Source organism: Pseudochelatococcus sp. B33 (assembly GCF_053570585.1).
The window spans coordinates 113,961-131,682 of the sequence record NZ_JBSEFH010000014.1 but is presented as its reverse complement, the minus strand read 5'-3'; the positions used below and the strand labels follow the sequence as shown (position 1 = coordinate 131,682).

At 66.8% G+C, this 17,722-nt stretch carries 14 protein-coding genes; 12 read left to right on the top strand and 2 right to left on the bottom strand.

Annotated elements, in window-relative coordinates:
- Positions 1-9: 9 nt before the first annotated feature.
- Both ACUSIJ_RS16835 and ACUSIJ_RS16830 read right to left on the bottom strand, forming a co-directional pair.
- A complete protein-coding gene (locus ACUSIJ_RS16835; RefSeq protein WP_449309573.1) occupies positions 10-1,374 on the bottom strand; it encodes a sigma-54-dependent transcriptional regulator in 1,365 nt (454 codons plus the stop codon).
- A complete protein-coding gene (locus ACUSIJ_RS16830) occupies positions 1,371-3,359 on the bottom strand; it encodes an ATP-binding protein (RefSeq protein ID WP_449309572.1) in 1,989 nt (662 codons plus the stop codon). The genes ACUSIJ_RS16835 and ACUSIJ_RS16830 overlap by 4 nt, the downstream gene beginning before the upstream one ends.
- A 215-nt stretch (positions 3,360-3,574) precedes the next feature.
- On the opposite strand from ACUSIJ_RS16830, the gene ACUSIJ_RS16825 reads away from it, so the two are divergent.
- The 12 genes from ACUSIJ_RS16825 to osmF all read left to right on the top strand — a co-directional run bounded on the left by ACUSIJ_RS16825 (position 3,575) and on the right by osmF (position 17,721).
- Positions 3,575-4,936 (top strand): dicarboxylate/amino acid:cation symporter, encoded by a 1,362-nt coding sequence (locus ACUSIJ_RS16825; RefSeq protein WP_449309571.1) that lies wholly within the window; start codon positions 3,575-3,577, stop codon positions 4,934-4,936.
- Between the two features lie 194 nt (positions 4,937-5,130).
- Positions 5,131-6,678, top strand: a complete 1,548-nt coding sequence (locus tag ACUSIJ_RS16820; RefSeq protein ID WP_449309570.1) for an ABC transporter substrate-binding protein — start codon at positions 5,131-5,133, stop codon at positions 6,676-6,678.
- Positions 6,675-7,625: an ABC transporter permease gene (locus tag ACUSIJ_RS16815; RefSeq protein ID WP_449309569.1), complete on the top strand. Its 951-nt coding sequence runs from the start codon at positions 6,675-6,677 to the stop codon at positions 7,623-7,625. Before ACUSIJ_RS16820 ends, ACUSIJ_RS16815 begins: the two co-directional genes overlap by 4 nt.
- Positions 7,626-7,647: 22 nt before the next feature.
- Entirely contained in the window at positions 7,648-8,472 is an 825-nt protein-coding gene (locus tag ACUSIJ_RS16810) for an ABC transporter permease (RefSeq protein WP_449309568.1), read from the top strand.
- Positions 8,469-9,899: an ABC transporter ATP-binding protein gene (locus ACUSIJ_RS16805; RefSeq protein WP_449309567.1), complete on the top strand. Its 1,431-nt coding sequence runs from the start codon at positions 8,469-8,471 to the stop codon at positions 9,897-9,899. Before ACUSIJ_RS16810 ends, ACUSIJ_RS16805 begins: the two co-directional genes overlap by 4 nt.
- Positions 9,900-10,302: 403 nt before the next feature.
- Positions 10,303-11,388, top strand: a complete 1,086-nt coding sequence (gene cyoA, locus ACUSIJ_RS16800) for a ubiquinol oxidase subunit II (protein WP_449309566.1) — start codon at positions 10,303-10,305, stop codon at positions 11,386-11,388.
- A gap of 6 nt (positions 11,389-11,394) precedes the next feature.
- Entirely contained in the window at positions 11,395-13,404 is a 2,010-nt protein-coding gene (gene cyoB, locus ACUSIJ_RS16795) for a cytochrome o ubiquinol oxidase subunit I (protein WP_449309565.1), read from the top strand.
- Positions 13,401-14,039 carry a cytochrome o ubiquinol oxidase subunit III gene (cyoC, locus tag ACUSIJ_RS16790; protein ID WP_449309564.1) on the top strand — a complete coding sequence of 213 codons (639 nt, stop codon included), beginning with the start codon at positions 13,401-13,403 and terminating at the stop codon, positions 14,037-14,039. Before cyoB ends, cyoC begins: the two co-directional genes overlap by 4 nt.
- Positions 14,039-14,419 (top strand): cytochrome o ubiquinol oxidase subunit IV, encoded by a 381-nt coding sequence (gene cyoD, locus ACUSIJ_RS16785; RefSeq protein WP_449309563.1) that lies wholly within the window; start codon positions 14,039-14,041, stop codon positions 14,417-14,419. The genes cyoC and cyoD overlap by 1 nt, the downstream gene beginning before the upstream one ends.
- A gap of 16 nt (positions 14,420-14,435) precedes the next feature.
- Positions 14,436-15,179: an SURF1 family protein gene (locus tag ACUSIJ_RS16780; protein ID WP_449309562.1), complete on the top strand. Its 744-nt coding sequence runs from the start codon at positions 14,436-14,438 to the stop codon at positions 15,177-15,179.
- Between the two features lie 135 nt (positions 15,180-15,314).
- On the top strand, positions 15,315-16,568 hold the full coding sequence (locus tag ACUSIJ_RS16775; RefSeq protein WP_449309561.1) for an alpha/beta hydrolase: 1,254 nt from the start codon (positions 15,315-15,317) through the stop codon (positions 16,566-16,568).
- A 241-nt stretch (positions 16,569-16,809) separates the two neighbouring features.
- Positions 16,810-17,721: a glycine betaine ABC transporter substrate-binding protein OsmF gene (osmF, locus tag ACUSIJ_RS16770; protein WP_449309560.1), complete on the top strand. Its 912-nt coding sequence runs from the start codon at positions 16,810-16,812 to the stop codon at positions 17,719-17,721.
- Position 17,722 lies beyond the last annotated feature (1 nt).

The following is a 17,722-nucleotide window of genomic DNA, read 5'->3' as shown; positions in this document are numbered from 1 at the left end:
GCGCGTATCTCAGGCGAAGTCGCTGCGCACCAGTCCGTGTTTCTGCAGCTTGTCGTAGAACGTCTTGCGCGGGATCCCGAGCGCTTCGATGGCCGCCCTGGCGTTGCCCTTGTGCTCCCACAGCGCCTTGCGGATGAGTTCGGCCTCGTGGAGCTCCATCTGCTGGGGAAGCGTGAGCTTTTCGCCCGTCGCGCCGGCCTCCTGCCATACGGGCACATCCAGCAGGCCGAGCACGTATCGCTCGGCGGCGTGGGCGAGTTCCCTGACATTGCCCGGCCACGGATGCGCATTCAGAAAGTGCAGCAACCCCGGCTTCACCTCCGGCGGCTCGACCTGGAAACGCGACGCGGCCTTCTTCAGAAAATGCATGAACAGCAGCGGGATGTCATCGCGCCGCTCGCGCAGCGGCGGAATGGTCAGGCTGACGACGTTGAGCCTGAAATAGAGGTCTTCCCGGAAATCGCCGCGCACCGCCGGGTCGCCGAGGTCGATCTTGGCGGCAGCCACTACCCTGAGGTCGAGCTGGCGGCTCTCGTTGCCGCCGAGCGGCACGATCTCCCGCTTTTCGAGGACGCGCAGCAGCTTGGCCTGCGCCGCGAGCGGCATGCTTTCGATCTCGTCGAGAAACAGCGTGCCGCCGCCGGAATATTCGACATGCCCGATCCGCTTCTTCAGCGCGCCGGTGAAGGCGCCGGCCTCGTGGCCGAAGAGCTCGCTCTCGATGACGTTCTCGGGCAGCGCTCCGCAGTTGAGTGCCACGAAACGGCCGTCGCGCCGGCGGCTCCAGCGGTGCAGCAGCTCCGCCACCACCTCCTTGCCGCTGCCCGTCTCGCCCGCGACCAGCACGTCGATATCGGCGACGGCGATCTGGCGCAGCGTCTGGCGCAGCCGCTCCATGGCGGGGGTCTGGCCGATCAGCGGCACGTCGTCGTGCTCGGCGTGCACCACGGCCTGGCGCAGCCGCCTGTTCTCCAGCACGAGCCGGCGCTTTTCGACCGCGCGCTGCACGCTCTGCACCAGCCGGTCGGCCGCATAGGGCTTGGGGATGAAGTCGTAAGCGCCCTGATGCATGGCGTCCACCGCCATGTCGATATCGCCATGGCCGGTGATCAGGATGACGGGAATGTCGGCGTCGATGTCGCGCAGGCGATGAAACAGCTGGAAGCCGTCCATGCCCGGCATGCGGACATCCGTCACGATCGCGCCGGGAAAGGCGGCGTCCGTCGCCCGGACCAGCTCCGCGCCCGTCTCGAACAGCCGGACGTTCAGGCCCGCGAGTTCGAGCGTCTGGGCGTTCGCCCGCCTGACCTCGGCGTCGTCATCGACGAACGCGACGTCGACGGGCACGTCCTTTTCCGCTTCGCTCGTGCTCATGGTGTGCCCGTATGCTCCTCCGGTGCCCGCGCCTTACGGTCCGCGCGGCTGCGGCCGTCGTCAACGCGCACGTCGTCGATGTGGCCGGTGCGCCTGAGATGGATGGTGAACCGCGTTCCCCGCTCGGGCGACGTCTCGACGTCGAGCGAGCCGCCGAATGCGGTAATGATGTCGTTGCAGATGACGTGGCCCAGTCCCAATCCGCCCGGTTTGGTCGTCGTGAAGGGTGTGAACAGGTGCTGCATGACGTTGTCGGGAATTCCCGGCCCGTTGTCGCTGACGCTGAGGCGCACCTCGTCGCCTTCCGCGCGCCAGTCGAGTTCGAGCCGGCTGCCGGGCCGGCCCTCCATTGCCTCCAGGGCGTTCTGCATCAGGTTGACGAGCACCTGCTCCAGCCGGACGCGGTTGCCGATGACCTTCAGGTCTTCGGGCGGCCTGTTGCACACCATCTCGACGGCCTGCTGGCGCTGCCGGTTGTGCAGCAGAAGCAGCGCGCCGTCGATCGACTCGGCGACGACTGTCGCCTCGAGGCCGCCGGTGCGCTTGCGCGCGAAGGCGCGCAGGTCCTCCATGATCGTGCTGATGCGCTGCGTCAGCGCGGCGATGGTGGCGAGGTTCTCCCGCACGGCGCCGGTATTGTTGCGTTGCAGAAGGATCTGCGCATTGTCGGCGTAGCTGCGGATGGCGGCCATGGGCTGGTTGATGTCGTGGGCGATACCGGCCGATACCTGCCCGAGAATCGCCAGCCGGTTGGCCTGCGCCAGTTCCTCGCGCATCTCCTGCAGGCGGGTGACGGCGTCCTGCCGCTGCAGCACCTCCGACTGGAGCTTGTCGTTGGCGGCGCTCAGCTCGCGGGTGCGGTCGCGGACGCGCCGTTCCAGCTCGATGCGCGACGCCTCGTTGCGCGCGGCGCGCAGCAGGTTGCGGTTGCGCCGATGCACGAGCCAGCCGACCAGCGCGATGAGCGGCGTGACGACGGCGATGGCGCTGAGGCGCCCTTCATACGCGGCGGCCCTGACCTCCTGTTCGCTCGGCGCCAGCAGATGCAGCGTCCAATGTGTGGAAGGCACCGGAACGCTGATCCTGACGAAACGCGACGGCGAAACGGCTTCCGGTGGCAGCACGGAGACGATGTCCGGTGTCCCGGCTGCGAAGGCGGGGATGACCGGCACCTGCATCAGCGGCGCGTCGCCGAACTGGAGGCTTTTGCGGATCGGGTCTTTCGCCGTTTCCGGAATGGTCGTGATGGTGCCAAACCGCCACTCCTGCTTCTTCGACACCACGACCACGCCGTGGGTGTCGCTGACATAGGAAATGTCCGGCCCCTCGCGCCAGTCCGCCTCGACCTGATCGAACTGGACCTTGACGACGACGACCCCGAGCAGCCCCTCAGGTCCGTCGATGCGGCGCGTGATGTAGAGCCCCGGGACCCGGCTCACGGTTCCGAGCGCGTAATATTCGGCCGATCCGTGCGCGAGGGCGTCGACAAAATAGGGACGAAAGCCATAGTCATTGCCGACGAAGCTGATGGGCGTGCGCCAGTTGCTCGCCGCCACCGTCACGCCCTCGCTGTCGAGGAGGTAGATCACCGACGCGCTCGTGCCTTCGGTGAGCTGCTCGAATTTCCGGCTGAGCGCGTGCAGGGCCACCTCGTCGCTCTCGGCCAGCGCCCTCTGGATCTCCCTGTCCTGCGCGAGCACGAAGGGCAGGGAACGCTGCTTCTCCAGCACCGTGCGCAGCAGCGCCGCATTGAGCACGGCCGTATTGCGGGCCCGCTCGTCGATCGCCTCATAGGCGCGCTCGCGGGCGCGCTCCGCGCCCACGATCAGCGCTCCCGCCACCACCGCGGCCGCGGCCACCGCATAGGCAAGCCAGATGAGACCGAACCGCGTGCGCAGCGCGTCATACGGCTTGCGCGCCGCACGCAGGAACCGGCTCGGGAGCGACGACAAATCCATGGCGGAACTGTGCGGAATTTCGGACATCAACCCGGCAATTCAGAGCGGTTTTTCGCACACATGGCAAGCGGATAATTCCGATCCTGAAAATTTATAATATATTTCAATATGATACAGTTTATCACTTTACTGGCACAGGACTTGCCAAAGCCTCCCTGAAAACAGGGGACAGCCTCCTGCTTCACTCCGGAAGGACGCCCCTTCCGTCGCTGTTGCCCACCATAAGATCAAGGAGGAAAGCTGTGAGTCCGGTCCAGATTTCAGCGCCGGTTGCGCGCAAGACAAGAGTCCCGTTCTACGCTCACCTTTATGTCCAGGTTCTGGCGGCGATCGCCGTCGGCATCGCCCTTGGCCACTTCTCCCCCGAGATCGGCGCGGCGATGAAGCCGCTCGGCGATGCGTTCATCAAGCTCGTCAAGATGATTATCGCGCCGGTGATCTTCCTCACCGTCACGACCGGCATCGCCGGCATGTCCGATCTCAAGAAGGTCGGGCGGGTCGCCGGCAAGGCGATGCTGTACTTCCTCACCTTCTCGACGCTGGCGTTGATCGTCGGACTCGCGGTTGCGAATCTCGTCCAGCCTGGCAGCGGCATGCACATCGATCCTGCGTCGCTCGATGCCGGCGCCGTCGCCACTTATGCGGAAAAGGCGCATGAACAGAGCCTTGTCGGCTTCCTGCTCGGCATCATTCCGTCGACGATCGTCGGCGCCTTCGCGTCCGGCGATATCCTGCAGGTGCTGTTCTTCTCCGTGCTGTTCGGCATCGCGCTGGGCATGATCGGCAAGCGGGGCGAGCCCGTGCTGCACTTCCTGCAGGTGCTGACCCTGCCGATCTTCCGGCTGGTCTCGATCCTCATGCGCGCGGCGCCGATCGGCGCCTTCGGCGCCATGGCGTTCACCATCGGCAAGTACGGCATCTCGTCCATCGCCAATCTGGCGCTGCTCGTCGGCACCTTCTACGCGACATCCTTGCTGTTCGTGCTGGTCGTCCTCGGGGCGGTCGCACGCTACAACGGCTTCTCCATCATCGCGTTCATACGCTACATCCGGGAGGAACTGCTGCTCGTGCTCGGCACCAGTTCGTCCGAAGCCGCCCTGCCGACGCTGATGGAGAAGCTGGAACGGGCGGGATGCACGCGCTCGGTCGTGGGTCTCGTCATTCCCACCGGCTATTCGTTCAACCTGGACGGCACGAACATCTACATGACGCTGGCGGCGCTCTTCATCGCGCAGGCGATGGACATTCCGCTGTCGCTCGGCGAGCAGGTCCTGCTGCTGCTGGTCGCGATGCTCAGTTCCAAGGGCGCGGCCGGCATAACCGGCGCCGGCTTCATCACCCTGGCGGCGACGCTCTCGGTCGTTCCGTCGGTCCCGGTCGCCGGCATGGCCCTCATTCTCGGCATCGACCGGTTCATGTCCGAGTGCCGTGCGCTGACGAATCTGGTCGGCAACGCCGTTGCCTGCATCGTGGTGGCGAAGTGGGAACGCGAGCTCGACCCGGAAAGGCTGGCCAGTGCGCTGGGCGGCGAGCCCGCGCCCATGCCCGCACCACTTCCCGCAGCCATGGAACCCGCATCTGCGGTGCAGCAGCCAGCGGAGTGACCGCCGGGCATGGAGGCGGGCGCAGGTCGCCCTGAGAGTACGCCTCGAAGATCGGCTGCACGGGCGAGACCCCGCGCAGCCGATAATATTGTCAATCTGTTGCCCGATGCCGATGCCGCTGGACAAGACGCGCCTGCTCCGATATTGAGATGATATAACATTTCATTTTTATCTCTCAGATCAGGATTCAGGCGATGTTTGGCAAGGTCGCTTCGGTTATATCCGCGTCCGCCTGGGCGCTCGTCATTGCACTTGGTGTTTCCGGTCCGGCGCGGGCGGCTTCCGGGGTGGAGGTGTTCAACGTCGTCGCGCCTTTCGAGGTCAGCGGCGTCGAGCCGTCCACATCGGGCGACCTGTTTCTGAAGACTGGCGTTGCCGAGACGCTCGTCGATGCGGACGAAGACGGCAATCCGCTGCCGGCGCTCGCCGAGCGGTGGGAGGTGTCGGACGACGGCACGATCTGGCGGTTTTTCGTGCGTCCCGGCGTCGTGTTCCATGACGGCTCGCCGCTGACGGCGGACAGCATCGCCCATGCGCTCAATGTCGCGCTCGGTCGCTCCGGCGGGCTGCTGGTGAAGGCGCCGATCGACAGCATCGCGGCGGAGGGTGAGGTGGTCGTCATCACCCTGAAGCAGCCCTTCGCGCCGCTGCTCGCCTTCCTCGCCCAAAACACAACGCAGATCCTCGCCCCGGCCTCCTACGCGGCTGATGATACGGTCACCACCGTGATCGGCACCGGGCCGTTCAGGCTCGGCGCTTTCGAGCCGCCGCTGAAGTTCTCCGTCGAGCGTTTCGACGGGTACTGGGGCGACAGGCCCGCCATCGCGCAAGCCCATTATCTGGCAGCGGGGCGCGGGGAAACGCGCGCGCTGCTGGCGGAGAGCGGCGATGCTGACTATGTGCTGAACCTCGACCCCGCAAGCCGCGTGCGGCTCGAGCAGGGCGGCAAGGTCGATGTCCTGTCGATCGCCATTCCCCGCAGTGTCCTGCTCAAGGTCAATGCCGGGCATCCGGCGCTCGGCGACGTTGCCACCCGGCAGGCGCTCAGCGCCGCCATTGACCGCGAGGGCATCGCCGCCGCCATCCTGCGGCTGCCCGATGCGGGCGCGACGCAGCTGTTTCCGCCGAGCGTCGGCACCTGGCACAATAAGGATATCGAGCCTCTGACTTACGATGTCGGCAAGGCGAAAGCGCTGCTGGCGGAGGCGGGATGGACGCCCGGCAATGACGGCGTGCTGGAGCGCGACGGCACGCGCTTTACCGTGACGCTCACGACCTACCCGGACCGGCCCGAGCTGCCGCTGATCGCCGCCGCCTTGCAGGAACAGCTGCGTGAGGTCGGCGTCGCCGTCACCATCAACTCGACCAACTCGAGTGAAATCCCGGCCAAGCATCAGGACGGCACGCTGGAGCTCGGGCTCGTCGCGCGCAATTTCGCGCTGGTGCCCGACCCGATCGGCACCATCCTGCAGGACTATCCGCCGGAAGGCGGCGACTGGGGTGCGCTCAACTGGTCGAATGCCGAGTTCAACGCCGCCATCGATGCGCTGTCGCGGACAGTGGACGTCGCCGAAGGGCAGGCCCTGCGCGACAGGGCGGTGAGCATCCTGCAGGCCGAGCTGCCGGTCATTCCGGTGGCGTGGTATCAGCAGACGGCGGCCGTCTCCAAAAAGGTGGAGGGCGCGCGCCTTGATCCGTTCGAGCGCAGCTTCGGCCTCGCGAAAGTGCGCAAGACGCCATGAGCGGCTCCTTGATCCGCGCCGTTCTGCTGCCCCGTCTCGTGCAGGCGGCGCTCGTGGCGCTGCTCGTCGGCGTTCTCACCTTCATTCTGGTCCGCTCGCTGCCCGGCGACATGGCCTATCGCATCGCCGCCGGCCGCTATGGCTACGACATGGTGGACACGGCCGCCGCCGAGGCCGTGCGGCGGGAGCTCGGCCTCGAACGGCCGGCGGTCACGGCGCTCGGCGCCTGGCTGTGGGATATCCTGCGTCTCGATCTCGGCAAGTCGCTGATCTCGGGCCAGCCGGTCATCGGCGAGATCGTGCACCAGCTCGGCGCCACCATCGAGCTGTCGCTCGCGGCCGTACTGCTGTCGCTGCTCATCGGCCCGCCGCTCGGCGTGCTGGCGGGCCTGAGGCCCGGCGGCTGGCTCGACCGTATGCTCCTCGTCGTCTCCAGCGGCCTGCGGTCGCTGCCGGCCTTCGTGCTCGGGCTGCTGCTCGTCGTGGTGCTGGCGCGGGAGTTCGGCCTGTTACCCGTCGCCGGCCACGGCAGTGTGCGCAACATCGTCCTGCCGGCGATGACGCTGGCGCTCGGCCTTGCGGCGGTGTCGGCGCGGGTGGCGCGCGATGCGATGCTCGGCGTGTCGCAATCGCCCTACTACGCCTTCGGGCGGGCCAAGGGCCTGACGGAGCGCGAGGTCTTCACGCGCCACGGCCTGCGCAACGTCGCGGTCCCGATCGTCACCTATCTCGGCGTGCAGTTCGTCTATCTGATCGAGGGCGTGGTGGTGGTGGAATCGCTCTTCGCCTGGCCGGGCATCGGCCATGCGCTGGTGCATGCGATCTTCGCGCGCGACGTGCCGATGATCCAGGGCACGGCGCTCGTCATGGGGCTGATGTTCGTGGTGCTGAACACCGGCGTCGATCTCGCCTGCCGGTGGCTCGATCCGCGCACGGCGCGGGCCTGATTTCGGGGAGTTCGGTGATCCCATGGCTGTCGATCTCTCTCTCCCGCTTGCGCCGGAGTGCCGGCTGTGGTCCGCGCAGCGGGTCACGGGCTGCGTCATTCTCGCGGCGATCGTTGCCTTCGCCTTCCTGACGCCGCTCGCCGTCGAGACCGATCCTGCCCGCCAGAGCCTGCGCCACGCGCTGGGCGGGGCGACCGCGGCAGAGCCTCTCGGCTACGATCATCTCGGCCGTTCCATGCTGGCGAGACTGTCGGCGGCGCTGCGCCTGTCGCTGGGGCTCGCGCTGCTCAGCGTCGTGTCGGCGGCCGTTCCCGGCATCGCGCTCGGGATTCTCGCCGCCTGGAAGGGCGGGGTCACGGACCGCGTCATCTCGCTCGTGGCCGATGCGTTCATGGCGCTGCCGGGGCTGCTGCTCGTGCTGATGTTCATCGCCATCGTGCCGGATGCGCCCTGGGCGCTCTACGTCGGCATCTCGCTTGTGCTGTGGATCGAGTATTTTCGGCTGACCCGCTCCGTCACCCGCGTGCTTGTCGTGTCCCCGGCGGTGCAGGCGTCACGGCTGCTCGGCTTCGGCCCGCTCTACATCGTGCGCCGCCATATCTGGCCGGAGATCGCGCCGCTGCTGCTGACGGTGGGGGCTTTCGGCGCGGCCTCTGCCATTGCGGCCATCGCGGCACTGAGTTTCGTCAGCGTCGGCGTGCGGCCGCCGACACCGGAGCTCGGGCTGATGATGACGGAACTGCTGCCCTATTATCACGAAGCGCCCCAGGCGCTGCTGCAGCCGGTGGCGGCGGTGTTCCTGCTGATCCTGAGCCTCAACCTGATCGCGGGGAGCAACAGCCGATGACCGCACTTCTCGTCGCCGAGCAGGTCTGCGTTTTCGGGGCGCGCCTGTTGGTGCATCCGGCCTCGCTGACGCTGCGGGCCGGACGACCCTTCACCATCGTGGGCGAAACCGGATCGGGCAAGAGCCTTCTGGCCCAGGCCGTCATGGGCACCCTGCCGCACGGTCTGCGCGCCGAGGGGCGGGTGACGATCGGCGACCGGCGGCTCGACCTGAAAGACGGGCAGGGCCATCGTGCCCTGTGGGGGCGCACGCTCGGCGTGCTGCCGCAGGAGCCGTGGCTCGCGCTCGATCCGACCATGCGCGCGCGTGAGCAGGTGGGAGAGGGCTACCGCTTCGTGCGCGGCTTGCCCGCGGCGCAGTCGCGCGCCCGTGCGCAGGCGGACCTTGCCGCCCTCGGCCTCGACCGGGCCGGCGATAAGCTGCCGTTCGAACTCTCCGGCGGCATGGCCCAGCGGGTGGCGTTTGCCGCGGCGCGGGCGGGCGGCGCGCGCGTCGTGATCGCCGACGAGCCGACCAAGGGCCTCGACATCTTCCGCCGCGACGAGATCATCGCGCTGCTGCTGAAGGAAATCGAGGACGGCGGCGGGCTGCTCACCATCACCCACGATCTGGAGTTGGCGCGACGCATGGGCGGCGATGTCGCCGTCGTGCTCGAGGGCCGGATCGTCGAGCAGGGGCCGGCCGCGGACGTGCTGGGGGCCCCGCGTCACGACTATACGAAGCGCCTGATTGCCGCCGATCCCGCGGCCTGGCCGGAACGGCACGGAGCGACGCAACGCCCGGCGGGGGCGAAGCCGGTGCTGACGGCGACCGGTCTCGGCAAGACGCGTGGCGGGCAGTTGCTGTTCGAGAATCGGGATCTGACGGTTCTTCCCGGCGAGATCGTCGGCATCACTGGCCCGAGCGGCTGTGGCAAGAGCACGTTCGGCGATATCCTGCTGGGCCTCGTGGAGCCGGATGCCGGCACGGTCACGCGCGCCGATGGCGTTGCGCGCGTGCGTTTCCAGAAGCTCTATCAGGATCCGCCCGCGGCGTTCCCGCAAAGGGTTTCGCTCCGCCGTGCGCTGAACGACCTCGTGAGGCTGCACGCTCTCGATGCCGGGCGGATCGCGCCGCTGTGCGAGCGCCTGCGCCTGTCGCCGGACCTGCTCGACAGGCTGCCGGCGCAGGTGTCCGGCGGGGAGCTGCAGCGCCTTGCCCTGCTGCGGGTGCTGCTGCTCGACCCGGTCTTCCTGTTCGCGGACGAGCCCACATCCCGGCTCGACCTCATCACCCAGCAGGAGACCGCAGCGCTTCTCACCGAGGTGGCGCGCGAGCGCAACTGCGCCGTGCTGATCGTGAGCCACGACGTGGAACTCATCCGCAAGATGAGCGACCGGCGGATCGCCTTCGGGCGGGACCCGGTCGAGGCCGCGTTGGCGGCATGACAGACCGGCCCGGGCCGGCGCGACACCCTGCACCACGCTCATCATCGCCCAACGGCTGGCGGCCGTCGCCGATGCCGACCGTATCCCCGTGGTGGAGGGCGGCCGCTGCCGCCGGCTGTGGGCAGTGGACACCTTGGAAGAACAGGCGTGCGACATCCGGGTGATCTGAGCGGTCAAGCCGGCGCGAAGCGAAAATTCCCCGAGTCTTGGCTGTAAATTTTATCAGTCTTATAGTATCAAATGAAACTTTAAATATTATAGATTGGCTGCACATGTTGTCGCACCCCCGGTAATGACCGTTGATGCATGAATTATAGCTGTGTATGGAGTCCGGTTACATGCTGAGGACGCGATTTGGCCCGGATTTGCGCGCGCCGAATCCGCGTAAACATGGATCGTGTTCATGCCCAGGGTCAAAGCACTACCTCTTCTGCTCTTGCTGGCGATGTCGCCGTTACTCGCCGGCTGCCAGTGGGTCGTCATGGCGCCGGCGGGCGATATCGCCACACAGCAGAAGGACCTGATCCTCGTCGCGACGGGGCTGATGCTCATCATCATCCTGCCGGTCATGGCCCTCACGGTGCTTTTCGCGTGGAAGTACCGGCAGTCGAACCGCGCGGCCGCCTACGATCCGGATTTCCACCATTCGACGAAGCTCGAGGTCGCCATCTGGGGAGCGCCGATCGCCATCATCCTGGTGCTCGGCACGGTGACGTGGATCGCCACCCACCGGCTCGATCCCTACCGGCCGCTCGACCGCATCGGTGCCGGCCGGCCGGTGGCGGAAGACGTGGAGCCGTTGCGGGTCGAGGTCGTGTCGCTCGACTGGAAATGGTTGTTCATCTATCCGCAGTACGGCATCGCCACGATCAACGAACTCGCCGCCCCGCTCGACCGGCCGATCGCCTTCACCATCACGTCATCCAACCTGATGAACTCGTTCTTCGTGCCGGCGCTCGCGGGGCAGATCTATGCGATGGCCGGGATGCAGACGAAGCTGCATGCCGTGGTCAACGAGGAAGGCGTCTACGAGGGCTTCTCCGCCAACTACACCGGCCACGGCTTCTCCACCATGCGCTTCAAGTTCCACGGCCTGCCGGAGGATGCGTTCGACGCCTGGGTGACGAAGGCGCGCGCTTCCGGGGATGCGCTCACCCGCGCCGTCTATCTGGAGGTCGAGCGCCCGAGCGAGGCCGATCCGGTGCGCTATTTCGGCTCGGTCGATCCCGGTCTCTTCGACCGCATCGTCAACAGGTGCGTGCCCGAAGGCAAGGCCTGCGTGAGGGACATCATGCACGACGACGCCAACCGCATCAGCGGGCTGGGGCGCATCGGCAATCCGGCGGCGCTCGCCGAGGCGCGGCTGGAGAAGGCGCTGGCCGAGAGCCTCTGCCTGCCCGGGAACCCGTCGGGCACCGCGCAGGCGACGCTGGCCCGTCTGTCGACGGCCGACGGCACCGCCTCCGGCGTCAGGATCTTCAGCGAGTAAGCAGCGATGGAACGCGACAGCAATCTCCAGCAACTGGTGTTCGGGCGTCTCACCCTCGATGCCATCCCGCTCCACGAGCCGATCATCGTCTGGACCTTCGTGGTGGTGGCGCTGATCGGCGGGGCGGCGGTCGCCGCCATCACCCGATACCGGCTGTGGGGCTATCTCTGGCGCGAGTGGTTCACGAGCGTCGATCACAAGAAGATCGGCATCATGTACATCGTCCTGGCGCTGGTGATGTTCCTGCGCGGCCTTGCGGACGCGCTCATGATGCGCCTGCATCAGGCCATGGCGTCGGGCGGCGGGGAGGGGTATCTCAACGCCCACCACTACGACCAGATCTTCACCGCGCACGGCGTCATCATGATCTTCTTCGTCGCCATGCCGCTGGTGACTGGGCTGATGAACTACGTCATGCCGCTGCAGATCGGCGCGCGCGACGTGGCCTTTCCGTTCCTCAACAATTTCAGTTTCTGGATGACCGCAGGCGGCGCGGTGCTGGTGATGGCGTCGCTGTTCGTGGGCGAGTTCGCGCAGACCGGCTGGCTCGCCTATCCGCCGCTGTCGGGCATCGAGGCGAGCCCCTGGGTCGGGGTCGACTACTATCTGTGGTCACTCCAGATCGCGGGCGTCGGCACGACGTTGTCTGGCATCAACCTCATCGTCACCATCGTCAAGATGCGCTGCCCCGGCATGACCTACATGCGCATGCCGGTGTTCACCTGGACGAGCCTGTGCACCAACATTCTGATCGTCGCCACCTTCCCGATCCTCACCGCCGTGCTCGCCCTGCTGACGCTCGACCGCTACGCGGGCACACACTTCTTCACCAACGACGGCGGCGGCAACCCGATGATGTACGTCAACCTCATCTGGATCTGGGGGCATCCGGAGGTCTACATCCTCGTGCTGCCGGCCTTCGGCATCTTCTCGGAGGTGGTCGCGACCTTCTGCGGCAAGCGGCTGTTCGGCTACACGTCGATGGTCTACGCGACGGCCGCCATCATGATCCTGTCCTATCTCGTGTGGCTGCACCACTTCTTCACCATGGGATCGGGCGCGACCGTCAATACGTTCTTCGGCATCACCACGATGATCATCTCGATCCCGACGGGCGCGAAGATCTTCAACTGGCTGTTCACCATGTACAGGGGGCGCATCCGTTTCGAGGTGCCGATGATGTGGACGGTGGGCTTCATGCTGACCTTCGTCATCGGCGGCATGACCGGCGTGCTGCTCGCCGTGCCCCCGGCCGACTTCGTGCTGCACAACAGCCTGTTCCTGGTGGCGCATTTCCACAACACCATCATCGGCGGCGTGGTGTTCGGGCTGTTCGCCGGCATCGTCTACTGGTTCCCGAAGGCGTTCGGCTTCAAGGCCGATCCGTTCTGGGGCAAGGTGTCGTTCTGGTGCTGGCAGATCGGCTTCTGGGTGGCGTTCATGCCGGTCTACATCCTCGGCCTGATGGGCGTGACGCGGCGCATCAGCCAGTTCGAGGACGCGTCGCTGAACATCCTCTTCGTCACCGCCGCCGTGGGCGCGTTCCTCATCCTCGTCGGCACGCTGGCCTTCGTGGCGCAGTTCGCGGTGGGCTACCTGCGCCGGCAGGCCTACGCCGACACCACCGGCGATCCGTGGAACGGGCGCACGCTGGAATGGGCGGTGTCCTCGCCGCCGCCCGCCTACAACTTCGCCTTCACGCCCGTGGTGCACGACCTCGACGCCTGGTGGGACATGAAGAGCCGCGGCTATGCGCGTCCGCTCACGGGCTTCCGTCCGGTCCACATGCCGCACAACACCGGCACGGGCGTGATCCTCGCCGGGCTCTCGGTGGTGCTCGGCTTCGCCCTGATCTGGCACATCTGGTGGCTGTCCGCGGTGTCGTTCGCGGCGATCATCGCCGCTGCCATCGCGCACACGTTCAACTATGACCGGGACTACTACATCCCGGCGGCGGATATCGCCGCGACGGAAGCCGCGCGCACGCGGCAGCTCGCAGGGAAGGTGGCATCATGACCAAACACGTCAGCCCGGCCCTCACGGAGGGCGCGCCTGTTTTCTTCCTGACGGAGGACAAGGACGGGCACCACGGCCACGTTGAGACCGGGACCATGCTCGGTTTCTGGATCTACCTGATGAGCGACTGCCTGATTTTCGCGTCGCTCTTCGCCGTCCACGCCGTGGTCGGCGGCAATTACGCGGGCGGTCCGGCGCCGGTCGATCTCTTCGATCTCAACCTCGTTCTGGTGTCGACCAGCATGCTGCTGATCTCGTCGATCACCTACGGCTTCGCCGTCATCGCCATGCAGGAGGGCGACAAGCGGGGGACGCTCGGCTGGCTCGCGATCACCGGCGTGTTCGGCCTCGCGTTCCTCGGGATCACGATCTACGAATTCCTTCACCTGATCCATATCGGCGCGACGCCGCAGGTCAGCGCCTTCCTGTCCTCGTTCTTCACGCTGGTGGGCACCCATGCGCTGCATGTGGCCTTCGGCGTGATCTGGCTCGGCGTGCTGCTGGTGCAGATCGGCCGGCGCGGCATCGGCGAGGCCAACCAGCGCCGGGTCATGTGCCTGTCGATGTTCTGGCACTTCCTCGACCTCGTCTGGATCGTCGTGTTTTCCTTCGTCTACCTGATCGGGGTGCTGTGATGAGCGTCCATTCGCAAGAGGTCGCCGGTCACAGGCACGAATCCGGCGAGGCGCACGGCACCGTCGGCGGCTACGTCACCGGCTTCGTGCTGTCGGCGATCCTGACCGTCATCCCGTTCTGGCTGGTGATGAGCGGCGCGCTCGGCAGCACCGCGCTCACCGCCGTTGCCGTGCTGGGGCTCGGCGTGGCGCAGATCGTGGTGCAGATGATCTACTTCCTGCACATGAGCGGCCGCTCGGAAGGCGGATGGACGCTGATGGCCTTCGTCTTCACGGTCATCATCATTGTCATCGCCGTGATCGGCTCGATCTGGGTGATGAACCACCTGCACGACCATATGATGCCCATGACCCACGAGGATGCCCGCGCGCTCCCCTGAGGCCGTGAGATCGTTTATGAGATCGTTTCCGCCCCGGTCGCTGATCGTCGCCGGCATCGGCGTGCTCGCGGTCATCTGCGGCCTCGTGGCGCTCGGCGTCTGGCAGGTGCAGCGCCTGTCGTGGAAGACGGACCTCATCGCCCGCATCGAGGCGCGCGTCCATGCGGAACCGGTTCCGGCGCCCGGCCGGGCCGGATGGCCTGCCGTCACGCGCGAGGGCGACGAGTACCGGCGCGTGCGGCTTAGCGGCACGTTCCTGCATGACCGGGAGACGCTGGTGCAGGCGGTCACGGAGCTTGGTGCCGGCTTCTGGGTGCTGACGCCGCTCGAGGACGGGCACGGCGCGGTGACGCTGATCAACCGGGGCTTCGTGCCGTCCGACCGTCGCGCACCCGAAACCCGGCTGGAGGCCCGAGTGGACGGGCCGGTCACGGTCACGGGTCTCATCCGCATGAGCGAGCCGGGCGGGGCGTTCCTGCGCACGAACGATCCCGCCGGCGACCGCTGGTATTCGCGCGATGTCGCGGCGATCGCCGAGGCGCGCGGCCTCGGCTCCGTCGCGCCCTATTTCCTCGATGCCGACGCCGGCCCCGATCCGGGCGGCTATCCGCGCGGCGGGCTGACGCGCCTGTCGTTCCCCAACAGCCACCTGGCCTATGCGCTGACATGGTTTGCCATGGCCGCGCTGGCCGCCGGCATGTTCATCGCCTTCGCGCGGCATGCGTGGCGGGAGAGCGAGGGGGACCATACCGAACCGTAGCGGCCGTCACGCCGGAAGTGATCGTCGATGGCGCGTGAATGCCATTGAAGATAGGCTTCGAATCGATCGGAGGTCCGCGCCCGCTCGCACCGGGCTCCTTGACCGGAGAGCGCAGCCCATGAGTTTCCGCAGCCCATGAGTTCGATCGATGACATTGTCCGCCTGCTTCCGGCAATCGCCTGGGCAATGCTGCCGTTCGTTTCGGGGCTGGCGGTCCTCGGCGTCACGGCGGCGCTCTTCTGGTTCCGATACGACATCATTCCGGCCGAGCCGTTCCAGCCGACGCGCAGGGAAGCCGAACAGTTCGCCTTCTATTCAAGACCCGAATCCTGGTTCGCCGCGAGGCTTCAGGGCCCGCCGGACATCGTGGAGGGGCAGGCGCTCAATCCCAAGCTCCAGTACATGATGGAGAGAACCCGTCCCGCAGCCGGGTGGGCCGCGTGCGCCATGCCGGCGATCTACGCCACCTCGCTCGGCCGCGCCTGGGTGCGCAACAAGATCGATCGCACGTGGCTGCTCTATACCAGGATGACCGCGCCGATGCGCAGCGTCGTGGATCGCGAGATCGCCGGTCGCGGCGGCCCGGTCCCGGTCCGCATCTATCATCCGCAGGTGGAGGCGGGCGGTCCGCTGCCGGTACTCGTCTATCATCACGGCGGAGGATGGATCTTCTCCAGCATTGCGGCCACGGATCGGGTCTGCCGTCACATCGCCAACGCGGCGAGGGTCATCGTCGTGTCCGTCGGGTATCGGCTTGCGCCCGAACATCCCTATCCCGCCGCAAGCGATGACGGGGAGGACGCGTTCCTCTGGGCCAGGGCCAACGCCCAGTCCCTCGGGGGCGACCCGGCCCTCGTCGGTGTCGGCGGCGACAGCGCCGGCGGGCACATCGCCATCAATATCGCCCAGCGGCAGGTGATCGCCGGCAGGCCCGGTCCCGGCGCCATGCTGCTCTTCTATCCCGGAACCGGCCTGCCGGTCGAGGACAGGTCCTTCACGTTGTTCGGGCGCGGCTACGGGCTCGACGGCACCTTCATCGATTTCATCCTGCCCCGCGTGTTTGCGGGCCATTCCAGGCTGGACGGCCGGGTGGACGACCTGATGGACCCGCTGCGCGCACGAAGCCTCAAGGGCCTGCCGCCGGCGGTCATCTCCACCGCGGGTTTCGACATCCTGCGCGATTCCGGCCGCGCGTTCGCCGAACGGCTGGAGGCGGAAGGCGCGCCCGTCAGGTACACCAATTATCCGTCGCTCGCCCACAGCTTCCTGCAGTTCTCCGCCGTTGTGGACGATGCCGACAGGGCGGCCACGGAACAGGCGAGACTGTTCGGCGAGGTCATCCGCGAGGCCGGGGCAGGGCGGGGCGACGATGGCTCCCGAGACGCCTGAAAGGGAACGGGGGACATCGCAGGCCCGTTTCGATGAACTTATCCGCGATGCGCGCGTTCATGCCCATGAGGCGTCCGATTTCGTGCCGAATCGCGATGTATCGTGACCGGCACGGTGGGCGACGGAGCCTGAATATCACTACTATGCAGTAGATTGATGAACATGGGACATGATAAAAAACCTCGGAGTTCGTCTGGCCCGGCGGTCAGGGGGAGGTCCTGTGACGAAGGGGAAAGCGGCAATGTCATATCGAAAACTCGTCCTCGCGACCGGCCTCGTTCTCTCGCTTCTCGGCGCGTCCGCGAAGGCGCAGGTGGTCGTCTCGTCCAAGATCGATACCGAGGGTAGCGTGCTGGGGAACATCATCCTTCAGGTCCTGAAGGCCGGCGACATCCCGACCACCGACCGCATCCAGCTCGGCGCGACACCGGTCGTGCGCAATGCCATCATCGCCGGCGAGATCGACATCTACCCCGAATACACCGGCAACGCCGCCTTCTTCTTCCAGAAGGAGGACGATCCGTCCTGGAAGGACGCCGCTGCCGCCCATGCGCAGGCGAAGGAACTCGACTACGCCGCGAACAAGATCGTCTGGCTCACGCCGTCGCCGGCGAACAATACCTGGGGGATCGCGGTTCGCGCCGACCTCGCCGAGGCGAACAACCTCGCCACCCTTTCGGACTTCGGTGCCTATGTCGCCGGGGGAGGAGAGGTGAAGCTCGTGGCCTCGTCGGAGTTCGTCAACTCCGCCTCCGCGCTGCCGGCGTTTCAGGCGGCTTACGGCTTTACGCTCAACCCGAACCAGCTCATCACGCTCTCGGGAGGCGACACCGCCGCGACCATCGCCGCCGCCGCCAACCGGACCAACGACGCCAATGCGGCCATGGTCTACGGCACCGATGGCGGGATCGCCCCGTCCGGCCTCGTGGTGCTGGAGGACGACAAGGGCGTGCAGCCCGTCTACCAGCCGGCGCCGATCGTCCGCGAGGCGGTGCTCAAGGAGTATCCCCGGATCGAGGCGCTGCTGCAGCCGGTGTTCGAGAAGCTCGATCTTGCGACCCTTCAGGAGCTCAACGGCCGGGTACAGTTGGGCGGCGAGCCGGCGCCCACCGTGGCGGCGGACTTCCTGAAGACCAACGACCTGCTGCCCTGAT

Excerpts from the sequence above, each read along its gene's own strand:
- ACUSIJ_RS16820 (WP_449309570.1), top strand. The coding sequence starts at position 5,131 with ATGTTTGGCAAGGTCGCTTCGGTTATATCCGCGTCCGCCTGGGCGCTC.
- cyoD (WP_449309563.1), top strand. The coding sequence starts at position 14,039 with ATGAGCGTCCATTCGCAAGAGGTCGCCGGTCACAGGCACGAATCCGGC.
- ACUSIJ_RS16805 (WP_449309567.1), top strand. The coding sequence starts at position 8,469 with ATGACCGCACTTCTCGTCGCCGAGCAGGTCTGCGTTTTCGGGGCGCGC.
- ACUSIJ_RS16835 (WP_449309573.1), bottom strand. The coding sequence starts at position 1,374 with ATGAGCACGAGCGAAGCGGAAAAGGACGTGCCCGTCGACGTCGCGTTC.
- ACUSIJ_RS16810 (WP_449309568.1), top strand. The coding sequence starts at position 7,648 with ATGGCTGTCGATCTCTCTCTCCCGCTTGCGCCGGAGTGCCGGCTGTGG.
- cyoB (WP_449309565.1), top strand. The coding sequence starts at position 11,395 with ATGGAACGCGACAGCAATCTCCAGCAACTGGTGTTCGGGCGTCTCACC.
- ACUSIJ_RS16775 (WP_449309561.1), top strand. The coding sequence starts at position 15,315 with ATGAGTTCGATCGATGACATTGTCCGCCTGCTTCCGGCAATCGCCTGG.
- ACUSIJ_RS16830 (WP_449309572.1), bottom strand. The coding sequence starts at position 3,359 with ATGTCCGAAATTCCGCACAGTTCCGCCATGGATTTGTCGTCGCTCCCG.
- cyoC (WP_449309564.1), top strand. The coding sequence starts at position 13,401 with ATGACCAAACACGTCAGCCCGGCCCTCACGGAGGGCGCGCCTGTTTTC.
- cyoA (WP_449309566.1), top strand. The coding sequence starts at position 10,303 with ATGCCCAGGGTCAAAGCACTACCTCTTCTGCTCTTGCTGGCGATGTCG.
- ACUSIJ_RS16780 (WP_449309562.1), top strand. The coding sequence starts at position 14,436 with ATGAGATCGTTTCCGCCCCGGTCGCTGATCGTCGCCGGCATCGGCGTG.
- osmF (WP_449309560.1), top strand. The coding sequence starts at position 16,810 with ATGTCATATCGAAAACTCGTCCTCGCGACCGGCCTCGTTCTCTCGCTT.
- ACUSIJ_RS16815 (WP_449309569.1), top strand. The coding sequence starts at position 6,675 with ATGAGCGGCTCCTTGATCCGCGCCGTTCTGCTGCCCCGTCTCGTGCAG.